This window comes from Mesorhizobium sp. ISC25 (genome assembly GCF_042295465.1).
In the GTDB taxonomy this organism is placed as follows: domain Bacteria; phylum Pseudomonadota; class Alphaproteobacteria; order Rhizobiales; family Rhizobiaceae; genus Mesorhizobium.
Window position 1 is genome coordinate 2,125,799 of record NZ_CP135441.1, and the last position, 22,379, is coordinate 2,148,177.

At 63.4% G+C, this 22,379-nt stretch carries 25 protein-coding genes; 8 read left to right on the top strand and 17 right to left on the bottom strand.

What is annotated here, in order from left to right; all coding sequences use genetic code 11:
• Positions 1-6: 6 nt before the first annotated feature.
• From RQ479_RS10795 to RQ479_RS10810, 4 genes are all read right to left on the bottom strand, one after another.
• A complete protein-coding gene (locus RQ479_RS10795; RefSeq protein WP_376705045.1) occupies positions 7-2,973 on the bottom strand; it encodes a bifunctional [glutamine synthetase] adenylyltransferase/[glutamine synthetase]-adenylyl-L-tyrosine phosphorylase in 2,967 nt (988 codons plus the stop codon).
• Entirely contained in the window at positions 2,973-4,442 is a 1,470-nt protein-coding gene (locus RQ479_RS10800; protein ID WP_376705046.1) for an ATP-binding protein, read from the bottom strand. Before RQ479_RS10800 ends, RQ479_RS10795 begins: the two co-directional genes overlap by 1 nt.
• Positions 4,443-4,448: 6 nt before the next feature.
• On the bottom strand, positions 4,449-5,123 hold the full coding sequence (locus RQ479_RS10805; protein WP_352469008.1) for a response regulator transcription factor: 675 nt from the start codon (positions 5,121-5,123) through the stop codon (positions 4,449-4,451).
• Positions 5,124-5,424: 301 nt separating this feature from the next.
• Positions 5,425-6,981: a Do family serine endopeptidase gene (locus tag RQ479_RS10810; protein WP_352469002.1), complete on the bottom strand. Its 1,557-nt coding sequence runs from the start codon at positions 6,979-6,981 to the stop codon at positions 5,425-5,427.
• 194 nt (positions 6,982-7,175) lie between these two features.
• On the opposite strand from RQ479_RS10810, the gene RQ479_RS10815 reads away from it, so the two are divergent.
• Both RQ479_RS10815 and RQ479_RS10820 read left to right on the top strand, forming a co-directional pair.
• Positions 7,176-7,445 (top strand): CopG family ribbon-helix-helix protein, encoded by a 270-nt coding sequence (locus RQ479_RS10815; protein ID WP_376705905.1) that lies wholly within the window; start codon positions 7,176-7,178, stop codon positions 7,443-7,445.
• On the top strand, positions 7,442-7,750 hold the full coding sequence (locus tag RQ479_RS10820; protein WP_376705047.1) for a type II toxin-antitoxin system RelE/ParE family toxin: 309 nt from the start codon (positions 7,442-7,444) through the stop codon (positions 7,748-7,750). The genes RQ479_RS10815 and RQ479_RS10820 overlap by 4 nt, the downstream gene beginning before the upstream one ends.
• Positions 7,751-7,754: 4 nt before the next feature.
• Here the strand turns inward: RQ479_RS10820 and RQ479_RS10825 are convergent, their stop codons facing one another.
• The 10 genes from RQ479_RS10825 to RQ479_RS10870 form a co-directional block, all read right to left on the bottom strand.
• Positions 7,755-8,216 carry a cytochrome c-type biogenesis protein gene (locus tag RQ479_RS10825; RefSeq protein WP_376705048.1) on the bottom strand — a complete coding sequence of 154 codons (462 nt, stop codon included), beginning with the start codon at positions 8,214-8,216 and terminating at the stop codon, positions 7,755-7,757.
• On the bottom strand, positions 8,213-10,201 hold the full coding sequence (locus RQ479_RS10830) for a heme lyase CcmF/NrfE family subunit (RefSeq protein WP_376705049.1): 1,989 nt from the start codon (positions 10,199-10,201) through the stop codon (positions 8,213-8,215). Before RQ479_RS10830 ends, RQ479_RS10825 begins: the two co-directional genes overlap by 4 nt.
• Positions 10,202-10,272: 71 nt before the next feature.
• Positions 10,273-10,716, bottom strand: coding sequence for a cytochrome c maturation protein CcmE (ccmE, locus tag RQ479_RS10835; protein ID WP_352717407.1), 444 nt, complete (start codon positions 10,714-10,716; stop codon positions 10,273-10,275).
• A gap of 3 nt (positions 10,717-10,719) precedes the next feature.
• Positions 10,720-11,856, bottom strand: coding sequence for a c-type cytochrome biogenesis protein CcmI (gene ccmI / locus RQ479_RS10840; RefSeq protein WP_352469006.1), 1,137 nt, complete (start codon positions 11,854-11,856; stop codon positions 10,720-10,722).
• 161 nt (positions 11,857-12,017) lie between these two features.
• Entirely contained in the window at positions 12,018-12,953 is a 936-nt protein-coding gene (locus tag RQ479_RS10845; protein ID WP_352469387.1) for an IS110 family transposase, read from the bottom strand.
• A 281-nt stretch (positions 12,954-13,234) separates the two neighbouring features.
• Positions 13,235-13,669, bottom strand: coding sequence for a hypothetical protein (locus RQ479_RS10850; protein WP_376705050.1), 435 nt, complete (start codon positions 13,667-13,669; stop codon positions 13,235-13,237).
• Between the two features lie 123 nt (positions 13,670-13,792).
• Positions 13,793-15,178, bottom strand: coding sequence for an ATP-binding protein (locus RQ479_RS10855; RefSeq protein WP_376705051.1), 1,386 nt, complete (start codon positions 15,176-15,178; stop codon positions 13,793-13,795).
• A 37-nt stretch (positions 15,179-15,215) separates the two neighbouring features.
• Positions 15,216-15,881, bottom strand: coding sequence for a response regulator transcription factor (locus RQ479_RS10860; protein ID WP_376705052.1), 666 nt, complete (start codon positions 15,879-15,881; stop codon positions 15,216-15,218).
• A 64-nt stretch (positions 15,882-15,945) separates the two neighbouring features.
• Positions 15,946-16,245: a hypothetical protein gene (locus tag RQ479_RS10865; RefSeq protein ID WP_352468910.1), complete on the bottom strand. Its 300-nt coding sequence runs from the start codon at positions 16,243-16,245 to the stop codon at positions 15,946-15,948.
• Between the two features lie 367 nt (positions 16,246-16,612).
• Entirely contained in the window at positions 16,613-17,023 is a 411-nt protein-coding gene (locus RQ479_RS10870; RefSeq protein WP_376705053.1) for a DUF3168 domain-containing protein, read from the bottom strand.
• A 229-nt stretch (positions 17,024-17,252) separates the two neighbouring features.
• Between RQ479_RS10870 and RQ479_RS10875 the strand changes: the two genes are divergently transcribed.
• Both RQ479_RS10875 and RQ479_RS10880 read left to right on the top strand, forming a co-directional pair.
• Entirely contained in the window at positions 17,253-17,507 is a 255-nt protein-coding gene (locus tag RQ479_RS10875) for a hypothetical protein (RefSeq protein ID WP_376705054.1), read from the top strand.
• Positions 17,508-17,551: 44 nt separating this feature from the next.
• Positions 17,552-17,776, top strand: coding sequence for a hypothetical protein (locus RQ479_RS10880; RefSeq protein WP_376705055.1), 225 nt, complete (start codon positions 17,552-17,554; stop codon positions 17,774-17,776).
• On the opposite strand, the gene RQ479_RS10885 is transcribed toward RQ479_RS10880, so the two are convergent.
• Both RQ479_RS10885 and RQ479_RS10890 read right to left on the bottom strand, forming a co-directional pair.
• Positions 17,773-18,039: a DUF1488 domain-containing protein gene (locus RQ479_RS10885; RefSeq protein ID WP_376705056.1), complete on the bottom strand. Its 267-nt coding sequence runs from the start codon at positions 18,037-18,039 to the stop codon at positions 17,773-17,775. The two genes, RQ479_RS10880 and RQ479_RS10885, sit on opposite strands and share 4 nt — an antisense overlap.
• Positions 18,036-18,308 carry a hypothetical protein gene (locus RQ479_RS10890; protein ID WP_376705906.1) on the bottom strand — a complete coding sequence of 91 codons (273 nt, stop codon included), beginning with the start codon at positions 18,306-18,308 and terminating at the stop codon, positions 18,036-18,038. Before RQ479_RS10890 ends, RQ479_RS10885 begins: the two co-directional genes overlap by 4 nt.
• 244 nt (positions 18,309-18,552) lie before the next feature.
• On the opposite strand from RQ479_RS10890, the gene groES reads away from it, so the two are divergent.
• From groES to RQ479_RS10905, 3 genes are all read left to right on the top strand, one after another.
• Positions 18,553-18,915 carry a co-chaperone GroES gene (gene groES, locus RQ479_RS10895; RefSeq protein WP_376705057.1) on the top strand — a complete coding sequence of 121 codons (363 nt, stop codon included), beginning with the start codon at positions 18,553-18,555 and terminating at the stop codon, positions 18,913-18,915.
• Positions 18,916-19,013: 98 nt separating this feature from the next.
• Positions 19,014-20,633, top strand: a complete 1,620-nt coding sequence (groL, locus tag RQ479_RS10900) for a chaperonin GroEL (RefSeq protein WP_376705058.1) — start codon at positions 19,014-19,016, stop codon at positions 20,631-20,633.
• 82 nt (positions 20,634-20,715) lie between these two features.
• Positions 20,716-20,877, top strand: coding sequence for a hypothetical protein (locus RQ479_RS10905; protein ID WP_352525670.1), 162 nt, complete (start codon positions 20,716-20,718; stop codon positions 20,875-20,877).
• 80 nt (positions 20,878-20,957) lie between these two features.
• Here the strand turns inward: RQ479_RS10905 and RQ479_RS10910 are convergent, their stop codons facing one another.
• Complete coding sequence (locus RQ479_RS10910) at positions 20,958-21,662, bottom strand: TetR/AcrR family transcriptional regulator (protein WP_376705059.1); 705 nt, start codon at positions 21,660-21,662, stop codon at positions 20,958-20,960.
• 19 nt (positions 21,663-21,681) lie between these two features.
• On the opposite strand from RQ479_RS10910, the gene RQ479_RS10915 reads away from it, so the two are divergent.
• Positions 21,682-22,281: a cupin domain-containing protein gene (locus RQ479_RS10915; RefSeq protein WP_376705060.1), complete on the top strand. Its 600-nt coding sequence runs from the start codon at positions 21,682-21,684 to the stop codon at positions 22,279-22,281.
• Positions 22,282-22,379 lie beyond the last annotated feature (98 nt).

The window sequence follows — 22,379 nt, forward strand, 5'->3', positions numbered from 1 at the left end:
TTGCCGTCACGGTTGTTTCGCACGAAGCAGAAGGTCGAAATCCTTTCTGACCTTCTGCGACGTCTCCTTGAGATGCGCTTCAAGCACCCCGAAATCCGGCAGGTCGGTGACCGCCAGAAGCAGATCCGAAAGCCCTGGCGGAACGTCGTCGCGTTCGAACGCGCCGGTGAGGCAAAGCCGTATCATCTGGGTCAGCGCCAGATAGAGCGAATAGGCATCCACCAGTTCCTGCCTGACCTGGGCGCTGGCGAAATCCGGCGCCAGGCGCGACAGGACCTCAGCCGTGCCGGTGGCCCTGCGGCCTGCCTCGATCTTTCCCGTGATCAGCGCAACCTGGGCAATGAATTCGAGATCGATGAGGCCGCCCGGGATCAGCTTGATGTCCCAGGGATCGCGCGGCGGCTTCTCCTTGTCGACCATGGCGCGCATCTCGGATGCCTCGGCCATCACCTTGGCTGGATCGCGCGGCAGAGCGAGCACTGCGGCAACTTCCCCTTCGACCTCGCGGCAGAGCTCGGCATCGCCGCCGATCGCACGGGCTCGCGCCAGCGCCATGTGCTCCCATGTCCAGGCGTCCTGGCGCTGATACTTCTTGAAGGCGTCGACATGGGTGGCAACCGGCCCCTTGTTGCCGGACGGCCGCAGGCGAAGGTCGAGTTCGTAGAGCACGCCCTCGGCCGTCGGCGCTGAAACGGCGGCGATCAGCCGCTGCGTCAGCCGGCTGTAGTAATGCGACGGGGCAAGCGGCTTGTCGCCGTCGGACTCCTCCGCATCGGCGTCGTGATCGTAGAGCAGGATGAGGTCGACGTCGGAGCCCGCCGTCAGTTCGCGGCTGCCGAGCTTGCCCATGCCGAGCAGCGCGACCCGGCCGCCGGCAATATAGCCATGACGCAAAGCGAATTCCGCCATCACCGCCTGCAATGCCGCCTCGATGGTCAGGTCGGCAAGATCGGAAAAAGCGCGGCCGGCGCGCGGCGGGTCGATCGACCCGGCAAGCAGCCTGACGCCGATCAGGAATTTTTGCTCCGAAGCAAAGATGCGCAATCGGTCGAGCACGTCCTCATAGGCCCTGTCGCCTTCGAGGAAGGCGGCAAGGCGCGCCGACAGATAGGCGCGGTTGGGCAGTTCGCTCAGCAGCGCCGGATCGAGCAAGCCATCGAAGACATGCGGCCGGCGCGTGATGATGGCGGCCAGCCGCGGTGCCGCGCCCATGATCGTGGCCATCAGCTTCAGCAAAGCCGGATTCGACTGCAGCAGCGAAAACAGCTGGATGCCGGCAGGCAGGCCGGCAAGGAATTCGTCGAAGCGGATCACCGCCTCGTCCGCTCGCCGCGTCTGGCCGAAGGCTTGCAGCAGCGCCGGCGTCAGTTCCGTCAGCCGCTCGCGCGCCTCCGCCGACCGGGTGACGCGGTAACGGCCGAAGTGCCAGCCGCGAATAACCCGGCAGATGTCGCTCGGCCGCTGGAAGCCGAGCCGCTGCAAGGTCTGCAGGGTATCGGGATCGTCGACGTCGCCGGTAAAGACCAGATTGCCGATGCCGGCCGAAAGCTCCGGCGCGGTTTCGAACAGCGCTGCATAGTGGCGCTCGACCTGGTGCAGCGCCGCGCGGAACGTTTCGGCAAGGCCTGCCGCATCGGCAAAGCCCAGCATGCGGGCGACGCGCTCCAGCCCCTCTTCGTCCTCCGGCAGAATGTGCGTCTGCTCGTCGGCAACCATCTGGATGGCATGCTCGACGCGGCGCAGGAACCAGTATTGCCTGGTGAGCGCATCACGCGCATCGGCGGTGATCCAGCCGCGCGCGGAGAGTTCGCCGAGCATCGGCACGGTCTCGCGGCCGCGCAGTTCGGGAAAGCGGCCGCCGGCGATGAGCTGCTGGGTCTGGACGAAGAACTCGATCTCGCGGATGCCGCCGCGGCCGAGCTTGACGTTATGGCCCTTAACCGCGACCTCGCCATGGCCCTTGTGGGCGTGAATCTGGCGCTTGATCGAATGGACGTCGGCAATCGCCGCATAGTCCATGTATTTGCGCCAGATATAGGGCTGCAGTTCCTTTAGGAAGACGGCGCCGGCGGCAACATCGCCGGCCACCGGGCGCGCCTTGATCATGGCGGCGCGCTCCCAGTTCTGGCCGCGCGCCTCATAGTAGCGCAGCGCCGCCTCGACCGGGATCGCAAGCGGCGTCGAGCCGGGGTCGGGACGAAGTCTGAGATCGGTGCGGAAGACGTAACCGTGCTCGGTGCGGTCCTGAAGAATGCGGACCAGCCGGCGGGTCAGGCGCGAAAACAGCTCTGTGGCGTCGAGCGGATCGACGACGGCTGGCGCATCGGGGTCGAAGAAGACCACGAGGTCGATGTCGGAGGAAAAGTTCAACTCATGCGCGCCGAGCTTGCCCATGCCGAGCAGGATCCAGCCCGAGCGTCGCGCCGGATTTTTGGCATCCGGCAATCGGAGCTTGCCTTGCTCATGCGCGTCGCGGAGCAGGAAATCGACGGCCGCACGCGTGCAGGCGTCGGCAAGGTCGCTCAGTCGCCTCACCGTCAACGAGGTCTCGGCCTCGCCGGCGAGATCGGCCAAGGCGATCAGGAAATGCGCCTCCGCCTTGCATTGGCGCAGCTCCATCATCAGGCTGCTTTCGGAGACGGCCTCTACGCGTGCTGCCTTGTCGACCGCGGTGCCGATCGATGCCAGCCGCGCCTCGATGGTCCCGTCGAAAAGCGCATCGAGTATCCGCGGCCGGCGGCGCGCGGTATCGCGCAGGAACGGCGACAGGTCGAACACGGCGGCGAGGAAATCCTGGACGACCCCCTTGCCTGCCAAGAATTTCGCCAGTCGCGGCAGTTCTTTTTGCCGCGCGGCGTCGGCGATCTCCGACAATTCCTGCCTGGCGCGGCTTGCATCCAGCGGAACGAGCTTTATCGCCGGCTTCAACAGCCAGTCCGTTTCGAGGCGTCGCACTGCCATCCTCGCTACCATCAGCGGCCCTCCCGCCCGGGAAAACTCATGACGACGGACAATCCGGGATTGCCGGGCAGAAGCTCAAGCCGTCCATTGTGGAACGTCATGATCGCCTTGGCGAGGCTCAAGCCAAGGCCGGAACCCGGCTGCGAGCGGCTCTTTTCCAGCCGCACGAAACGCTCGGTCACCCTGGCACGGTCGACATCGTCGGGAATGCCCTGGCCGTTGTCGGAGACGGCGAGTCTGATCTCGCTGTCGACACGCTCCAGCGTCACGCGAACCGTAGGCCTGGAGGTCGAGTCGGTCGAATATTTGATCGCGTTGTCGACGATGTTGGACAGCGCCTGGCCGATCAGCTCGCGATTGCCGTTGACGACGAAAGAACCTTGCACCGAAGTTTCGAGCGTCACGCCCGCCTCCTCCGCCACCGGCTCGTAGAGTTCGACGACGTCGTGCACGGCAGCGGCTAGATCAACCCTGGCGGTGCTTTCCGAGGAATAGCCGGCTTCCAGTCGCGAGATCATCAGGATGGCGTTGAAGGTCTTTATCAGCTGATCGGATTCGGCGATCGTTCCTTCCAGCGCCTGCCGGTAGTCGCTGGTGTTGTGCTTGCCGGAAAGCGTCGCCTCGGCGCGATTGCGCAGCCTGGTCAGCGGCGTTTTCAGGTCGTGGGCGATGTTGTCGGAGACCTGCTTCAGGCCCTCGTTCAGCGTGGCGATCCTGGCCAGCATGGAGTTGAGGTTTTCCGACAGCCGGTCGAACTCGTCGCCGGCGCCGGTGACCGGCAGCCGGCCGGAAAGATCGCCGCCCATGATGCGGCGGCTCGCCTCCGACACGCTGTCGATGCGCTTCAGCGCCGCGCGCCCGACGAAGAACCAGATCAGCAGCCCGCCGACGCCCATCATGCCGAGCGCCAGCATCAGAGCGCGGCGAATGACGGCGCGGAAGCGCTCCGGCTCGCCGAGGTCGCGGCCGACCAGCATGATCATCTGGTTGGGCAGGCGCAGCACCAGGGCAATGGCGTTGTGGCCTTTCTCGCCTTCGGCCTGTACTTCGCTCTGGGCGGGCTCGTTCGGGTCGGAGACCGGGTTGCGCTGCCGCTCGAGCTCGCCCTCGCCGAAGCGGCGGTAGGAGAACGGTTCGGTGGTCCAGCCCTCGGCCTCGATCACGCCCGGCTCCAGGCTCTGCACGTTGCCGGTCAGGATCTGGCCGTTGGCATCGGCGATCAGATAGAGATTGGCGCCGGGCTGGCGGGAGCGTTGCTCGACGACGCGGACCAGCAACGGCAGGCCGCCGCGCTGATAGGCTCGGGCCAGGCCGAGCACCTCGTCGTTGATCGTCTCCTGCGTCTGGGCGGTCAGCATGCGCGCCGACAGCGAGGTCATGTACAAGACCAGCAACACCGCGCACAGCGCAAAAAGCAGAAGATAAAGCGCTGAAAGCCGCGCTGCCGTCGTCCTCATGATGGCCGGCACGGAAAGAGCCATGGGGTTCTAGCCGCTTTTCAGCATATAGCCGGCGCCGCGAACCGTGTGCAGGATCGGCTTGTCGAAGCCTTTCTCGATCTTGCCCCGCAGCCGCGAGATATGAACGTCGATGACGTTTGTTTGCGGATCGAAATGGTAGTCCCAGACATTCTCGAGCAGCATGGTGCGCGTCACCACCTGGCCGGCATGGCGCATCAAATATTCGAGCAGGCGGAACTCGCGCGGCTGCACCGTTATCTCGCGCCCGGCGCGCCGCACCGAGTGCGACAGCCGGTCGAGTTCGAGATCGCCGACCCGGTAGACGGTTTCGGCTTCCCTGGCGCTGGCGCGGCGGTTCAGCACCTCGACGCGGGCGAGCAGTTCGGAAAAGGCGTAGGGTTTGGTCAGATAGTCGTCGCCGCCGGCGCGCAGACCGGTGACCCGGTCGTCGACTTCGCCCAGCGCCGACAGGATCAGCACGGGCGTCGTATTGCCCCGGGACCTGAGCCCGGCGATGACGGACAGGCCGTCGCGGCGCGGCATCATGCGGTCGACGACCATGACGTCATAGTCGCCGGAATCGGCGAGCGCGAAGCCGGTTTCGCCGTCGCCCGCGACATGGGCGGTATGGCCGGCCTCGGCGAACGCCTTCTGCAGGTAGTCGGCTGCCTCGCGATCGTCTTCTATGACGAGAATCTTCATAGAACCGTTATACGCGATTTCGCTGGAAGATTGAGTGGCCGGCATATGCATCGTGGCCTTCTCCATGGCGTATCGCGAACAAAGTGATTCAGGGATACGCGGTAAGTCTTTGTTTTAGCATGTCGTAGCCTAAAACCGCTTCACGCCTTGAGCGGCATGTTCGAGCGGCAGCGGACGATGGGAAGCCCGCTGCCGCTGGGGCGGAACACGATGACTGACTAACGCATTCAGGCCCCGTGCTTTCCCGTGCGGCGGCTCGGGGGTGTTGAAAACCGCCACTCCGGAAAAGTCGAACCGGTCGTCAGCCCTTGGCGACAGGCAGCGCGACGAAGCGGTTGCTGTCGTCGCGGGTGATCTGCATCAGCACTGCCTTGCGTCCAGACTTCACCGCGTCGGCCATCGCCTTGTCGACGTCGCCGGTGCCGGTCACTTCCGTCGAATTGACGGAGGTGATGACGTCGCCGGGCTGGATGCCGCGATCGGCGGCATCGCTGTCGGGGTCGACGTCGGTCACCACAAGGCCCTTGCCATTGTCGGACTTGGTGACGGTCAGGCCGAGATCGGCGAGCGTGTCGGTCTTCGGCGCGGGGGCAGGCTGCTGGTCGGCCGAGGCCTGCTTGTCGCTCGACGGCAGCTTGCCGAGATCGACCTTGACCGCCTCGCTCTTGCCGTTGCGCCACACTGTGACATCGACCGATTTGCCGGGCGGGTAAGCGCCGATCAGACGGGCGAGTTCCTTCGGCGAAGCAACGTCCTTGCCGTCCACCTGGGTGATCACGTCACCGGCGGTGATGCCGGCCTTCTTGCCGGGACCATTGTCCTGCGCGCTGGCAACGAGCGCGCCCTTGCCGGACCCAAGGCCAAGCGACTCGGCGATTTCGGGGGTGACCGGCTGGATCTCGACGCCGAGCCAGCCGCGCTGCACGGTGCCGTTCTTCATCAGATCCTGTACGACCTGCTTGGCGGTCGAAGCGGGAATGTCGAAGGCAATGCCGACGCTGCCGCCCGACGGCGAGAAGATCGCGGTGTTGATGCCGACGACCTGGCCGTTGAGGTTGAAGGTCGGGCCGCCCGAATTGCCGCGGTTCACCGAGGCATCGATCTGGATGAAGTCGTCATAGGGGCCGGCGCCGATATCGCGGCCGCGGGCCGAAACGATGCCTGCGGTAACCGTGCCGCCGAGGCCGAACGGATTGCCGACAGCCACCACCCAGTCGCCAACGCGAACCTTGGAATCATCGGCGAAGTCGACATAGGTGAACTTGCTGCCGTCATCGACCTTGAGCACGGCAAGATCGGTGCGCGGATCGGTGCCGATCAGCTTGGCGTCGAGTTCCTTGCCGTCATTGGTCACCACGGTGAAGGCGGTGCCCTCCTCGACGACATGGTTGTTGGTGACGAGATAGCCGTCATCGGAGATGAAGAAGCCGGACCCTTGCGCCACCGGCCGCGGCTGGTCGTTGTTGCGGTCACGATGTCCAAAACGGCGCATTCCGTTCGGGCCCTGATCGCCGCCTTGATCGCCAAAGCCGCGGAATTCGCGGAAGAACCGGCGCAGCTGCGGGTTGTCGGGAAGATTGCCTAACCCGTCCTCGTCGTCCATCTGGCCGGAACCGTCATCGGCCGTCGACTGGATCTTGGCCTTGACGCGCACGCTGACGACCGCTGGCGAAACGCGCTCGACCACATCGGCGAAGCTCGGGACCTGCGGTGCCTCGACACGCACGGCGTCGGCCAGCACCGGGGCTGTCCCGGTGGCAACAGCACCAAAGCCGATCGCGCCGGCAATGGCCAGGGATGCGGCTGCGGCCAGCAGGCGTTTGCGGGTGCGCAGATATGAATTGGGGGCAACATTCATGGTTCTCGTATCCTCTTTTCAAGGGACGCCCCTTGATTGGCATCCTCGACAAAGGAAATAGAGAGCCGCACATTACGGCGCCATTTCCGGTACATGAAACTTTCGTAATGTATCACCAACAAGGGCGCATAAATCTCTTGGTCGTGCCCGTTCGGTGCCCTATGTTGTACACAGTTCAGCACAAGGCTTTCACTATGACAGCAAGCGCCACCATGACGATTCGGGTTTCGTCCGAAACCAAGCTGAAGCTTGAGCAGATCGCCGCCAACACTCGGCGCAGTAAATCCTTCCTCGCGGCCGAGGCGGTTTCGGCCTATGTCGATCGCGAGCTTGAGATCATCGAAGGCATCAAACGCGGCATAGCCGACGCGGCAGCCGGCCGTGTCGTGCCTCACAACGAGGCCATGGCGGAAATCGACGCCATGATCGAAGCGGCGGAAGCCAAACGCGCGAACAAGGCGTGAAGCGGTTCGTCGCCTGGTCGCGAGAAGCGCTGGACGACGTTAAGCAGCAAGTCGCCTTCGTCGCACGAGAGAACCCGGCCGCCGCCAGACGCCTCGCGGACCGTATTCGCGACACGGGCCGGAGTCTTGGCGATATGGCGACCGGCCGGCCGGGCCGGGTAACAGGTACCTATGAGAAACCCATCAGCCGCCTGCCCTACATCATCGTCTATGAGCTGCGGCCGATCGCCAGCCGTGAGAGCGTTGTTATCTTGCATGTCATTCACACGTCGCGGGACTGGCCGCCTGAGGAATGGCCGGATTAGCGGATTAGTTACCCAGCATCTTGTCCAACGCCGCCTGTTCCTCGGCACTTAATGCAGCGGTTGCCGTCGAGCGGCGCGAGCGGGCAGCCAGCAGGATGAACATGCCGCCGGCCAGCAGCAGAAGAACTGGCGTTCCCCAGAGCAAGACATTGCGCAGATTGAAGCGTGGCTTCAGCAGCACGAATTCGCCGTAGCGCGAAACGACATAGTCCATCACCTGCCGATCGGTATCGCCGGCGACCAGGCGCTGGCGCACAAGAATGCGCAGGTCACGGGCAAGATCGGCATCGGACTCGTCGATCGACTGGTTCTGGCAGACCATGCAGCGCAAGCCTTCCGACAAAGCGCGCGCCCGCGCCTCGAGCGCAGGGTCGGCCAGCACCTCGTCGGGCTTGACTGCCTGGGCGGCGCCGGCGAACAACAGCGCCAGCAGCAGGATCAGCGAGGCCAGTGTGACCCTTCTCATTGCGGGCTCGCCGATGGCACAGCGGCCGCAGCCTTGCGGCGCGACGGTGCGCCGACGCGCAGGCGGCGGTCGAGCAGTGACATCGCCGCACCCGCCATCATCACCAGTCCGCCGCCCCAGATCAGCGTCACCAGCGGCTTCCACCACAGACGAACGACCACAGAGCCATCGCTGCCCTCGTCGCCAAGCGAAAGATAGAGCTGGCTGAAGCCGATCGTCCTGATGCCAGATTCGGTCGTGGTCATCTGGCGCACCGGATATGAGCGCTTGGCCGAGGTGATCTCGCCGGTGACGCTGCCGTCGGCGCCAAGCAGGGCGAAGCGGCCGCGATCCTCACTGTAGTTGGGCCCCTGGGCCGGGTAGAGCCCCTCGAAGCGCAGCTTGTGGCCGGACAGTTCGACGGTCTCGCCGGCCTGCATCGACAGGATTTTTTCGGTGCCGAAGCAAAGCGTGCCGACAATGCCGAGCGTCGTCAGGCCGAGACCGAGATGCGCAAGTGCTGTGCCGAAGACCGAGCGCGGCAGGCCGGCGAAGCGCCTGAGCATGGTGGCGGGCGCGACGGTGCCGAAGCCGGATTTGACGGCGAGATCGGTGAGCGCGCCGCAGATCAGCCAGAAGGCAAGGCCGACACCGAGTGCCGCCAACACCGAAGTGCCATCGATGAACAGGGCCGTCACCAGCACGGCGAGCAGCGCCGCCGCGAAAGCCGCCATCAGGCGCTGGGCGACCGCGAAAATGTCGCCGCGCTTCCAGGCGAGCAGAGGCCCGAACGGCACGACGACCAGCAGCGGCACCATCAGCGGGCCGAATGTCAGGTTGAAGAACGGCGCGCCGACCGAAATCTTGTCGGCAGACAGGGCTTCGATGACCAGCGGGTAGAGCGTGCCGACCAGCACGGTGGCGGTGGCGGTGGTCAGGAAAAGATTGTTCAGCACCAGTGCGCCTTCGCGCGAGATCGGGTGAAACAGGCCGCCGGCCGTCAGCCGCGAGGCGCGCAAGGCAAACAGCGCCAGCGACCCGCCGATGAACAGCGTCAGAATGCAGAGGATGAAAACGCCGCGCGTCGGATCGGTGGCGAAGGCGTGCACCGAGGTCAGCACGCCGGAACGCACCAGGAAGGTGCCGAGCAGCGACAGCGAGAAGGTCAGGATCGCCAGAAGCAGCGTCCAGATCTTCAGCGCCGAGCGCTTTTCCATGACGATCGCCGAATGCAGCAGCGCCGTGCCCGCCAGCCACGGCATGAAGGATGCGTTCTCGACCGGATCCCAGAACCAGAAGCCGCCCCAACCGAGCTCGTAGTAGGCCCAGTAGGAGCCCATGGCGATGCCGCCGGTGAGGAACATCCAGGCAACCAATGTCCACGGCCTTACCCAGCGCGCCCACGAAGCGTCGATGCGGCCCTCGATGAGGGCAGCGACCGAGAAGGAAAAGCAGATCGAGAAACCGACATAGCCGAGATAGAGCAGCGGCGGATGGATGGCGAGGCCGAGGTCCTGCAAGATCGGGTTGAGATCGCGGCCTTCGATAGGCGCCGGATTGAGCCTGACGAACGGGTTCGACGTCGTCAGGATGAACAGGAAGAAAGTGGCGCCGATCGCTCCCTGCACGGCAAGCACATTGGCCCGGAGCGTCGCCGGAAGATTGCCGCCGAAGACGGCGACGAGCGCGCCGAAGAAGGTCAGGATCAGCACCCAGAGCAGCATCGAGCCTTCATGATTGCCCCAGGTTCCGGTGATCTTGTAGATCAGCGGCTGCAGCGAATGCGAGTTCTCCCAGACGCTTTCCACCGAGAAGTCGGAGCCGGCGTAGGCAGTTGCCAGCGCCACGAAAGACAGCGCCGTCAAGGCAAAGCCGGTCAGCGCGGCCGGTGCGCCGACGGCCATCATCTTGTGGTTGCCGGTGCGCGCACCGAACAGCGGCACCATCGTCTGCACCAGGGCCAGCGCAAACGCCAGGACCAGGGCGAAATGTCCGGTTTCAACCATTGTCGCCGCGCTCGCTAGGTTTTGCCGCAGGTTCTTGCCGCAAAACCGTGGAACACTTTTGCGGAACCACTCTAGTCACTCTTGCTCTCCTGCCATACGCCCTTGGCCTTGAGGCCGTCGGCCACTTCCTTGGGCATATAGGTCTCGTCATGCTTGGCCAGCACGCTGTCGGCAACAAAGACCCCGTCAGGGCCGAACGAGCCTTCGGTGATCACGCCCTGCCCTTCCCGGAAAAGGTCGGGAAGAATGCCGGTATAGGTAACCTTGACGTCCTTCTGGTTGTCGGTCACCGAAAAGGCGACGGTGGCGCCTTGGCTACGCTCTACTGTACCTTTTTCGACGAGTCCGCCGAGCCTGATGCGCTGGCCCGGCTGAAGGCTGGCGGCGGCCAAATCGGCCGGCATGTAGAAATAGGAGGCCTTCTGGCCAAGCGCATAGAAGGTCAGCCCGGTTGCAACACCGAGAAACGCCAGTCCTGCGACGATCACCGACAGTCGTTTCTGCTTGCGCGTCATCGTCTACTCCGTCGCCGTCACGCCGAGCGAGGCGGCAAAGGCGGTGAATTTCCTGGCCTGGTCGCTGTCCGCGCCAAAGACGGCGATACCGCGATTGAGCGCGTCACGCGCCTGATCTGTCTTGCCCAGCACGGCATAGGAACGAACGAGCTGCATCCACCCTTCCTCGTCGCGCGGATTTTGCCGAAGCTTTTCGTCGAGGCCGGCAACCATCGTGCTGATCATGGCTTGCCGGTCCTGCGGCGACATCGAGGAAGCAGCATCGATATCCTCGGCGCTCGGCCCTTTCGCAGGCGTTTCCGAAGCAACGCTGCGGGCGGCGGATTCGGCCAGCGCCTGCTCGACGGCACCGCGCCACGGCGAGCCCTGCGGCAAGGCGGCCAGCATCTTTTGCCAGGCCGCCGTGGCTTCAGCTAAGCGGCCCTCCTGTGCCATGCCCATGGCGAGATAGAACGAGGCCTTCGGGTTGGCCGGATCGAGCTTCAACGCCGCCTCGAACGCCGCCTGCGCTTCGGCCGAGACAATGCCGCCGGCCGCATTGGCGATCGCCTCGCCAAGACCCGCCTGACGGGCAGCGCTGTCGCCGTCGAGGCGGATGGCGTTGCGATAGGCGGTTACCGCATCGGCGTATCGCTGCATGCGCAGATAGACCGGCGCCAGCACGTCCCAGCCGCGGCCATCGGATGGGTTGGCCGCCAGGTGCGCCTCGGCGCGGGCTATCAGCTCGTCGACCGAGCTATCGGCGGGGTTCTTGGCCAGGCGTTCGCTGAGCGGCTGCGACGGCAGGTCGGGTGAGCCGAGCTGGCCATAGAGGCCCCAGCTGACCAGCGGAACAACCAGCACGGCAGCCGTCGCCACCAGCCTTGTCGACCGCGACGGCTGCGTCGCCGTGTCGTCAGCCTGGCCGGCATTGCTCAGGCGAAGGATACGGCGGGCGATTTCGGCGCGAGCCTCTTCGGCCTCAATTGGCTGGATCAGGCCACGCGCCATATCGCGGTCAAGCTCGGCCAACTGGTCGCGATAGACTTCAAGGTCGTGATCGCCGGCAGCGGACGCGTTCTTCGAACCGCCGGTCAACGGCAGCAGTACCGCCAGGCTCGCGCCCAGCGTCAGGATTGCGGCTATGACCCAGAACAGCATGGCTCTTCCAATAGAACGAGACCCTTGCCCTGCCAACACAAGCATGCTGCGACGCTTTGGCGGGACCGCTCCGATCGATAATGCATGTCGCGCAAAAAGTGTGCAGCGGTTTTGCGATAACGAACATGCATCAAAACAAAAACCTGAAGTATCCGTTTTGATCAAGGGGTTTTAGGGGCCCATTTTCGCTGCGCCTTGAGGAGAGCGTTTGCGAGGATGATGAGCTTTCGCATCAATGCGGTGATGGCGACCTTTGCGGGTTTTCCTGCCGCCTTTAGCGCCTGGTATTTTGCCTTGAGGTCCGGGTTGAAGCGCATGGCGACGAGGGCCGGCATGTAGAGAGCCTGGCGAACATTGGCCCGGCCGCCGCGAATGAAGGCGCGGCCGGTCCATGTGCCCGATTGACGGGCGACCGGAGCGAGGCCGGCGAGGCTTGCGGCCTGTGGCGGCTCGAGGGTTCCGAGTTCCGGCATGTCGATGATGAGTGCGCATGCGGTGGCATCCGAGACGCCGGGTATGCTGGTCAGGATGTCGAGGCGCTGGGCAAGGTCGGGATCGGCTTTGAGGAGCGTAAGGATCGTCTGATCGATATCGCCGAGCTGACGTTGGATCTGCTTCAGGCGCTCGTTGTTGTGGCGCCTGAGCAAGGCAAGGGTCAGGGTTTTGGCTCTGTTGCTGGCTGCGGTGCGATCCTTGATCAGAGCCGCACGGGCCAGGTGCAGGTCCTTGAGTTCATTGAGTAGTGCGCTGCCAAGCGGCCGCGCCGTCAAAGCCAGCACTGCCCCCATGCGCGCCAGCATGGCGGCGTCGCATCGGTCGGTCTTGGCCAGCTTGCCGGTCGCCTCCGCGAAGCGGCGCGCCTGGCGCGGATTGACCTTGACCAGTGGCAGTCCGGCCTTGGCGAGGCGGCGCTCAAACCCGCGATGGTAAGCTCCGGTCGGCTCGTAGACGATCCGGGTGACCCCGGAGCCGATCCAGCGCATCAGCGCCTTGTGGCCCTTGGCCGTGTTGTCGAAGCGGCAGCTCTCGCCGCTTGGGAAGCGATAGGCGTCCAGCGCCTCTTTCGAGATGTCGACGCCAATGGTAATGTCTGTCATCTTTTGCCGTGCCTCTGCTTGTCATGCGCAGCTCAAACTGCGCGTATCCGTTCAGGCCTTCGGGAAAAGACGAGGGTGATCAAACTTTAGCTCGGCCCTCAAATGGCCAGCGCGTCGACGATCCATCCCTCGCCGCTGACGAGAGAGCTGCTACTCTCTCCCAGCGGTTCATTCTCGCCTCTTCGCAATGAATGTCATAAGACAAGCGCGTCGCATGAGGCCGGTCGAACACGACGCGCTTTAGTGCCGGACCGGAATCGGCGGATCGACGGCCGGGCCAGCTACGTCAGCGGCGTCCAGCTGCCGTCGGCATTGCGGCAGGCGGTTCCACGCGCGGTGGCGCCGGCGGTGCCGGTAAACACCGTATGGGTGTATTGCCGGCAGTCCTGCGAGCCGACGCGATAGGGCTGGGCGGCGACCACTTCGCCGCGATGGGCCGAACTGTCGCTCTTCCAAGCCACTTTCTGGCCGCTCGCCGTGTATTCAAGTGCCTTGTATTCCGCCTCGAGCGCGCTGCGCTTCTCGGTCTCGCTCAGGCCGGCGCCGATCGAGCCGCCGACGAGGCCGCCGCCCATGGCGGAGATGATCGTCGTCGCCACCTTGGCGCCGCTGGGAGGCGTGGCGGCCGGCGTTACCGTAACGGTCGAGCCCTTGCCGAGCGTCGTGCAGCCGGAGACGGCGAGCAGGGCGGAAACGAGCGCGACGCGAATCTTCATGCCAATACCGGCTTTCTTGAGCTGGACCGCCGCGCTGTCAGCAGGCTGACGCGGCCATAATGTCGATGTTTGTCGGAAATTTGGCCGCGGCCGGCCACCTGAGAAAAGCAATCTGGAAAAGCATTACTGAAGGCTCCGCAACCGAACCATCGCCTTCAATCCACCCATGACGGATCGTTCCAGCGCCAGAACGCCTCCATACTCGTTGACAAGGTCGGCGACAATGGCAAGTCCGAGCCCGCTGCCCGGTTTTGTCTCGTCGAGACGCCGTCCGCGCTGCAACACTTCGCGCGCTTTGTCGTCGGGAATACCGGGGCCGTCATCCTCGATGCTAATCTCGAACAAACTGGCCGCACCTTCCTCGCCGGCAACGGGCTTGACGGAAACGGCGACCGCGCTCCTTGCCCATTTCATCGCATTGTCGAGCAGATTGCCGAGCAGCTCCTCCAGGTCCTCGCGTTCGCCGGCAAAGACGATGTCGGTGGCCGGCAGTGAAAGCGACAGCGCCGTCTGCGGGTTGAGCTTCTGCAGCACCCGCACCATGCGCTGGACCAGCGGCGCCACCGGCGTCCGGTAGACGACGCTGTCCCGCTGCGCGGCGACGCGGGCACGTTGCAGATAGTGATCCACCTGCTTTTGCATGGAAGCGGCCTGCTCGGCGATCAGCTGGCCTTTGGCGCCACCCAGCGCCCGCCCCTCGTTGAGCAGCACGGCAAGCGGCGTCTTCAGCGAGTGCGCCAGATTGCCGACCTGCGTGCGCGACCGCTCGACGATGCGCCTGTTGTTCTCGATCAGCGCATTGGTCTCGTTGGCGAGCGGCTCGATCTCGGCCGGGAAACGGCCGTCTAGGCGCTGCGCGGTTCCTTCGCGCACCATGGCAAGCGCATTCCTGACCCGGCGCAATGGCTGCAGGCCGAGCAGGATGGCAATCGCATTGATGGCGATCATGCCGACGCCGAACAGCGACAGATAGGTCAAAAGGCGCCGCTGGAAGGTGGCGATTTCCTGCTCGAGCTCGGTCTGGTTGCCCATGACACGGAAGCGCGCGGCGCGGTTTTTCGCATCGAGGACGAACTCGCTCTCGAACACCTCCAGTTGTTCGCCTTCGATGCCGTCCGCTGAATAGCTACGCTGGAAGCTGGCATTGAAGGGCACCTCGGCAACGCTTGGCGACGGGATCGCCTTGGTCATCGACGACGAATGGAGATCGCCGTGCACGCCTTCCGAGGCAGGCTCGACCGACCAGTACCAGCCGGAATTCGGCTCCGAGAACCTCAAATCACCTAGGTCGGGGGCTCCGGTCAATTGGCCGCTTTCGGAAACGCCGACCGAGCCGATCAGGTTGAACAGATGCGCCGAAAGCAGGCTGTCGAAACCGCGCTCGCTGGCCTGGCGATAGAGCGTGGTGATCAAGGTGAAGATGACGACCAGAGTGAGGATTGCCCAGACCGTGGAAAAGGCAATGACGCGAAACGCCAGCGAACGCGGCCATGACCGCAGCGACGGCATGTTCGAGACGGCGGGTTTTGCAGGCAGCGGTTCCGCGTTACGCCTCCGGCTTACGCATGCGGTAGCCCATGCCGCGAACGGTTTCGATCATGTCGATGCCCATCTTCTTGCGAAGCCGTCCGACAAAGACCTCGATCGTGTTGGAATCGCGGTCGAAATCCTGGTCGTAGAGATGCTCGACCAGCTCGGTCCGGGACACCACCTCGCCCATGTGGTGCATGAGGTAGGCAAGCAAGCGGAATTCGTGCGAGGTCAGCTTCAGCGGCACGCCGTCAATGTCGGCCTTGGAGGCCTTGGTGTCGAGACGCAGCGGCCCGCAGGTCAGCTCGGACGAGGCATGCCCGGCAGCGCGCCGGATCAGGGCGCGCACCCTGGCCAGGATTTCCTCGATGTGGAAAGGTTTGGTGACGTAGTCGTCGGCGCCGGCGTCGATGCCGGCAACCTTGTCGCTCCAGCGGTCGCGTGCCGTCAGGATCAGCACCGGCATCTTGCGGCCGCCGCGCCGCCAGCGCTCGACCACGCTGATGCCGTCCATCTGCGGCAGGCCGATGTCGAGCACCACGGCATCGTAGGGCTCGGTGTCGCCGAGAAAGTGCCCTTCCTCGCCGTCGAAAGCGCGGTCGACGACATAGCCGGCATCGACCAGCGCGTCGCCGATCTGCCGGTTGAGATCCTTGTCATCTTCGACGACGAGTACGCGCATGCGGAAGGCCTGTTGAAGCTGTTCAGATATAGGCCGATTCCGGCAGACTGGGAAACGGCACGGTTCAGTTCAGCGGAACGACGATCTCCGAGCGACGGGGACGCTGCCCGTCCTTGCCCGGAACGAGCACGACGATGACGCAGACCGGCTGGCCGCCGCGTGTCGACTGCGAGGCCTTGGCCAAGGTGCCGCCATTCTGCTCCGCCACCTGCTGGCCGATCGCGTAGCAGTCGGACGCGGCGAGGACGACCGGCTGGGGCTGCTCGGGCGCGACAGCGGGGATCGCCATCGCTTGCGACGCAAGCAGACCGGCGGCTGAGAGCGCCAGTGCCGCGGTCCGGAAGTGGGAGCGAAGGGTTTTCATGGCCAGCGTTCTAACGCGCCGGTGCTGAACGTGATATGAACGGTGAACGCTCGAATGCATGCCCGCCACACCCCTGAAGCGCGAGATTACCGGATTGCCATTTCGCCACCCGGCCCGCGAAATCGCCAATGTTTAACCTAGCCCTCCAATCCTTCGCCGACAACCGGCATCATCTGGCGGGCAGGACCATTTGGGAGGACGAAGCATCCGGCCCAAGGCAACCGATGGCAGTTCAGGCGAACCGAACCTAAAAAAAAACCCGCCTCGGGGCGGGTCGCTGGGGCCAATCAGCACCATATCCAAATTAGTAGCATAGCTGCCGGCACAAAGCAAGAACAAAATTGTCTTTGCGAAAAGTGCCCGGCGGTCAGCCCTCGTCCTTGATCTCGGCGCGGAAGCGCAGCAGCCCGTGATGGGCCGAAAGGTCCTCGTCGTAGCGGGCTTCGGCGAATTCGAGCTTGAGATGGACGCGGCGATGCTCGCCAAGCGAGAGCGCCGCATCTCGCAGGCGGGCGCCGACCAGGTCCATGATGTCGTTGGTTTCCTTGCTGGCCTCGGATTTCGACCAGACATGCAACGTCAGCAGCTGTTCGGCGTCGTTCTCCATCCCCGTTGCCCAGTCGTAGACGCTGGTGCGACCGAAGGTCATGTGGGGGAACGCAACATTTTCCGGCGCATGGTCGAACAATCTTGCATCGCCCAGTGCCGCCGACAGGTCGGGATCGCCGTTCACTGCCTCAAATATGGCCCTCTGCAATTCGACGGCCGGCGCGGTCATTGTCTTGCCCCTCGCCCGTCGCGTCGACCTCCCGGCTGCGTAGCTGCGTTGCATGAAGGCATCCCGGCAAAGCGCGAATCAGCGCGTCCTATGCGGATTATGAACCTTCATGATCTCGGGAATAAGTCCTACTCCTGGAACCCGCGACGTTTCGCGTCACGAACGCCCTTGAGGGCAATGCCAACCGGCGAATTCATTTGGCATGCATGGAGTTTGAAAAAACGGTGCTATGAAGATCCCCGGTTTCCAAACATTCGAGGTCGTTTTCGTGCGCGAGCCATCGCTGCTGCCTGTTTTCGGAAAGCTTGGAGTCAGGGCGCCGACGGTCGCGATTGCGGCGCCGACCATGTCGATGACCATCAAGAATTTGGTCAACCGCACGCGGGAGCTGCTCTCGGCGCACGGTAGCCTGGCCCTGAAGCTGTCCGTCGTTTTGTGGACGGTGCTTGTCCTGGCGGCGGTATTCTTCGTCGCCCAAGCCTGACCGAGCGACATTCATCGATCGGGCGGAAACTAAAGGACGCCAAGATGGCAAACCGCTACGCGCTGCGTATGGAACGTCCTCACAGCTGGACCGTCTTCGACGTCTTCACAGGCCAGCGGGTCGAGCTCAAGCAGCAACCCATGGTCGGCATAAACACGCGCGATGCGGACGCGATGGTCGATCGGCTGAACAGTCGTGACATCGCGGCGGGCGAAGGCGGACCGGAAGCCCCAAGAAAGCGTCCTGTGGACGGATCGCGACCGATCTAGCGAAAATCGGCCGCAGTCAGCACATATATGCTCCTGCGGGTGCGGGCATAGGCATTCCTGGCGACATCGTGGATCGCGCTGGAAGCCGTGTCGAAGGCCGCCAGATAGGTAGCTTCCGAGGCCGCCGTTCCCGGCTGCACTTTGGAGATGGCATCGGTTGCGACAGAGAAGGAAATCTGGAACATGCCGTCATGGCCGACGAAGCGGATGCGTTTGCTTGCCTCGTCGTAGCTGCGGCTGGGATTGGGAAATGTCAGGCTCATGATTTGGCCTCCGTCGATGCGGATACGGCCTGCTTGACTGTCCGCGCCGCCCGCTTCTTCTTTGGGGCGGCCGGATTCAGAGCTGCCGCCGCGCGATCCGCCTCTTCCTTGGCCAGTCGCAATTCCCTCAGCTTCGCCGTCTTGATCATCCTGGCCTTCGCCTCCGAGAGATATTCGGCAGTTGCTTTGTTCCGCTCCGCTGTTTTCTTTTGATTTTCCATGAAGCGAGCCTGAGCTTTTTCCATGATGTTCTGATTGCCTTCGGCCATCGGTAAAATCTCCCTTGCAGCGAAAGTCGTGAATGTGAGCTTCACCGTAAAATAGGTGTTCAAGGACAGAAATTCAATTTCATTAATATTCGGCAAGGCCCCGAACACCGGGGGATGGCCTAGCAAAATAATACATTCAATATTTGACATGCCCTATGAATATTTTTTGGCACTCCTATCAATCGAGTGCCAGAGCGCCTATAGAGAGGGGCGGCCGCCTAAGCCGGCCCCAGAAAGAGTCCCCATGAAATTCCGGCCACTCCACGATCGCGTCGTCATTCGGCGCGCCGAAAGCGACTCCAAATCCAAGGGCGGCATCATCATCCCCGACAATGCCAAGGAAAAACCGCAGGAAGGCGAAGTGATCGCCGTCGGGCCGGGCGCGCGGGACGAAAGCGGCGTGCTGATGGCGCTCGACGTCAAGGCCGGCGACCTCATCCTGTTCGGCAAATGGTCCGGCACCGAGGTCAAGATAGACGGCGAGGACCTTCTGATCATGAAGGAGGCCGACATCATGGGCATCATCGACAAGAGCGAGATGGGCATCATCGACAAGAGCGAGATGGGCATCATTGCCAAGAGCGTGGCTGCCAAGAAGGCCGCCTGATTGGAATGCCGCGCGCCCAACCGGGCGCAAAGGATGCTCCAAGCTTTGATTCAGGCGCTGCAAGCGTCTTGCCACGACCAACCGAACTGGAAAAAATCATGTCTGCCAAGGAAATCAAATTCTCCACCGACGCGCGTGACCGCATGCTGCGCGGTGTCGAAATCCTCAACAACGCCGTCAAGGTGACGCTCGGCCCCAAAGGCCGCAACGTCATCATCGACAAGGCCTATGGCGCGCCGCGCATCACCAAGGACGGGGTGACGGTGGCCAAGGAAATCGAACTTTCCGACAAGTTCGAGAACATGGGCGCACAGATGGTGCGCGAAGTGGCCTCGAAGACCAACGACCTCGCCGGCGACGGCACCACCACCGCCACAGTGCTTGCCGCTTCCATCCTGCGCGAGGGCGCCAAATTCGTCGCCGCCGGCATGAACCCGATGGACCTCAAGCGCGGCATCGACCTTGCCGTCAGCGCCGTCGTCAAGGAAATCCAGGCCCGAGCCAAGAAGGTCAAGTCCTCAGGCGAGATCGCGCAGGTCGGCACCATTGCCGCCAATGGCGACACCAGCGTCGGTGCCATGATCGCCAAGGCGATGGACAAGGTCGGCAATGACGGCGTCATCACCGTTGAGGAGGCCAAGACCGCCGAAACCGAACTCGACGTCGTCGAAGGCATGCAGTTCGATCGCGGCTATCTCTCGCCCTATTTCGTCACCAATGCCGAAAAAATGCGCGCCGAGCTGGAAGACCCCTACGTGCTCATCCACGAAAAGAAGCTCGGCAATCTGCAGGCGCTGCTGCCCATCCTCGAAGCCGTGGTGCAAAGCGGCAGGCCGCTGTTGATCATCTCCGAGGACGTCGAGGGCGAAGCGCTGGCGACGCTGGTCGTCAACAAGCTGCGCGGCGGCCTCAAGGTCGCGGCCGTCAAGGCGCCTGGCTTCGGTGACCGCCGCAAGGCGATGCTGGAAGACATCGCCGTGCTCACCGCCGGACAGATGATTTCCGAGGATCTCGGCATCAAGCTGGAGAACATCACCATAGACATGCTCGGCCGCGCCAAGCGCGTGCTGATCGAGAAGGACACCACCACGATCATCGACGGCGCCGGCGAGAAGACCACCATCCAGGCGCGCGTCCAGCAGATCAAGGGGCAGATCGAGGAAACCACTTCCGACTACGACAAGGAGAAGCTGCAGGAACGTCTCGCCAAACTGGCGGGCGGCGTTGCCGTCATCCGCGTCGGCGGCGCCACCGAATCCGAGGTCAAGGAAAAGAAGGACCGCATCGACGATGCGCTGAATGCCACGCGCGCCGCCGTCGAAGAAGGCATCGTTCCCGGCGGCGGCGTCGCGTTGCTGCGCGCCAAGGCTGTGCTGAACGGGCTGACCGGAGCCAATGCCGATGTGACGGCGGGCATTTCGATCGTGTCGAGAGCGCTCGAAGCGCCAATCCGGCAGATCGCCGAGAATTCCGGCGTCGAAGGTTCGATCGTCGTCGGCAAGCTCGCCGACAGCAAGGATCACAACCAGGGCTTCGATGCCCAGAACGAGGTCTATGTCGACATGATCAAGGCCGGCATCGTCGACCCCGCGAAGGTGGTGCGGACGGCGCTGCAGGACGCGGGGTCCATTGCCGCGCTCCTGATCACTGCTGAAGCCATGATCACCGACGTTTCGGCCAAGGAAGCCGCTGCTTCGCCCGGCGGCATGGGCTATTGACCAGCCGCTGCCGCAAACCGGCCTGAAAGACAGCCGCCGGGGTATCTTCCCCGGCGCGCACCATCGGCAAGGAGATCGATCCATGATCGCATTCGTCCCGAAGCCAAATGCGGCGGCGAAGACCAAAGTGGCCGAGGAAAGCCGCTTCGATCGCATTCGCAGGCTTGCCGACAAGCACAGGAAAGCCGACGCCGGCACGATAGGCCGCGACCCGAAAAAGATCGCGGACAAGCGTCCCATGTGATCCGCGAGATCAGCGTCAGATCATGAGACCGGCGGCCAAAAGTCTACAAGCATCCGTTTCCAGCGCCGACGGTTGTCAAGTCAACGGCTGGTTACCTCGGCATCCCGCAAACTCGACCTGACGCTGCGGACGAGGACGAGCATGGTTTCCACCGCCTCTTCGTCAGAGAGGCCCTGGTTCTCGACAAGCGACAGCCAGGTCGTGAAGTCCAGCGCATGTCCTATCGCGGCAACGAGCAACCTTGCAGTTCCGCCATCCGGGTCGAGGTAGCCTTGTGAAAGGATCGCGACGCCTTTTGCGAGAACCTCTCGCCGGCGGGCCAGTGCGGCAGCGACAACCGGCATTTCGGCATCGCGATACAAATTGGCTAGGAGCTGCCGCTTGCGCCTGTAGTAGCTGTACAGTTGGAAAAGCGCCGTCCGGAGCCGGACTTCCGGTTCGACGATCGATCGCCAGGCTTCAGGGTTGGGAGGCGGGTCCTGGCCGAACGAATATGCCGAGCAAGCATTGAAGACCGCTTCCTCGTCGGGAAAATGGCGGTAGACGGTCAGCCGCTGCACTCCGGCCTTCTCGGCGATGGCGCTCACCGTCGTTCGCGATGGACCCACCGAACAGTGCAGATCGAATGCTGCGCGGGCGAGCGCAAGATGGGTCTCGGCCTGCTTGATCGCGCGTCGCTGCAACCGGTATGAGCGCCGCTGGCCTTCTTTCAGTGAACTCATGTGATCACCGATATTGACTTGGGTTTGAATGGCGCGTAGAAATGGGTGATCGGCAGCGTACACCCATTTTCAGGAGGATGATATGGAACGCGCAGTGCCTGAACCAAGCCTCCAACGTGCGACGGCTTACTCGCCTCACAGCCACTCATCTGATCCCATCACAATTCTGCCTGGAGCCGGTGATCGCTTTGACCTGGGCGGTTTCGGCATCCACTGGAAGATAGACGGATTCCACACCGGGGAGCGCTTCTCCATCGTGCACCATCCGCTCGCCCCTCGTGCGCTGGCCGCGCCCTTGCACCGGCATCACCGTGAAGACGAATATTCATATGTGCTGAGCGGCAGTTTGGGCGCGTTACTGGGAGAGAACGTGGTTACCGCCGGGCCGGGCACATGGCTGTTCAAGCCGCGAGGCGAATGGCATACGTTCTGGAACGCGGGCGACACGCAGTGCGAAATCATCGAGGTGATTTCGCCCGCCGGCTTCGAGAACTATTTCCGCGAACTGGCCGTCATCTGGCCAGACAGAATAAAGTCGGGCGAACTTTTGCGGAAGTACGAACTGGATATGGACTTCGACAGTGTTCCAGGCCTCTGCACCCGATTTGGACTGACATCCGCACGCACCGCCGCTGCAACGGCCGCACGGCAGAATAGATACACGCCTGATCGCCCGACGTAGCGGCCTTCATACTCGCCCAGATCAACGACACCACCTACTCGCGCAGGGCAGTCAGCATCTTTCGCTGACGCAGCACGGGAGCCGTCTTCCCCTCGACA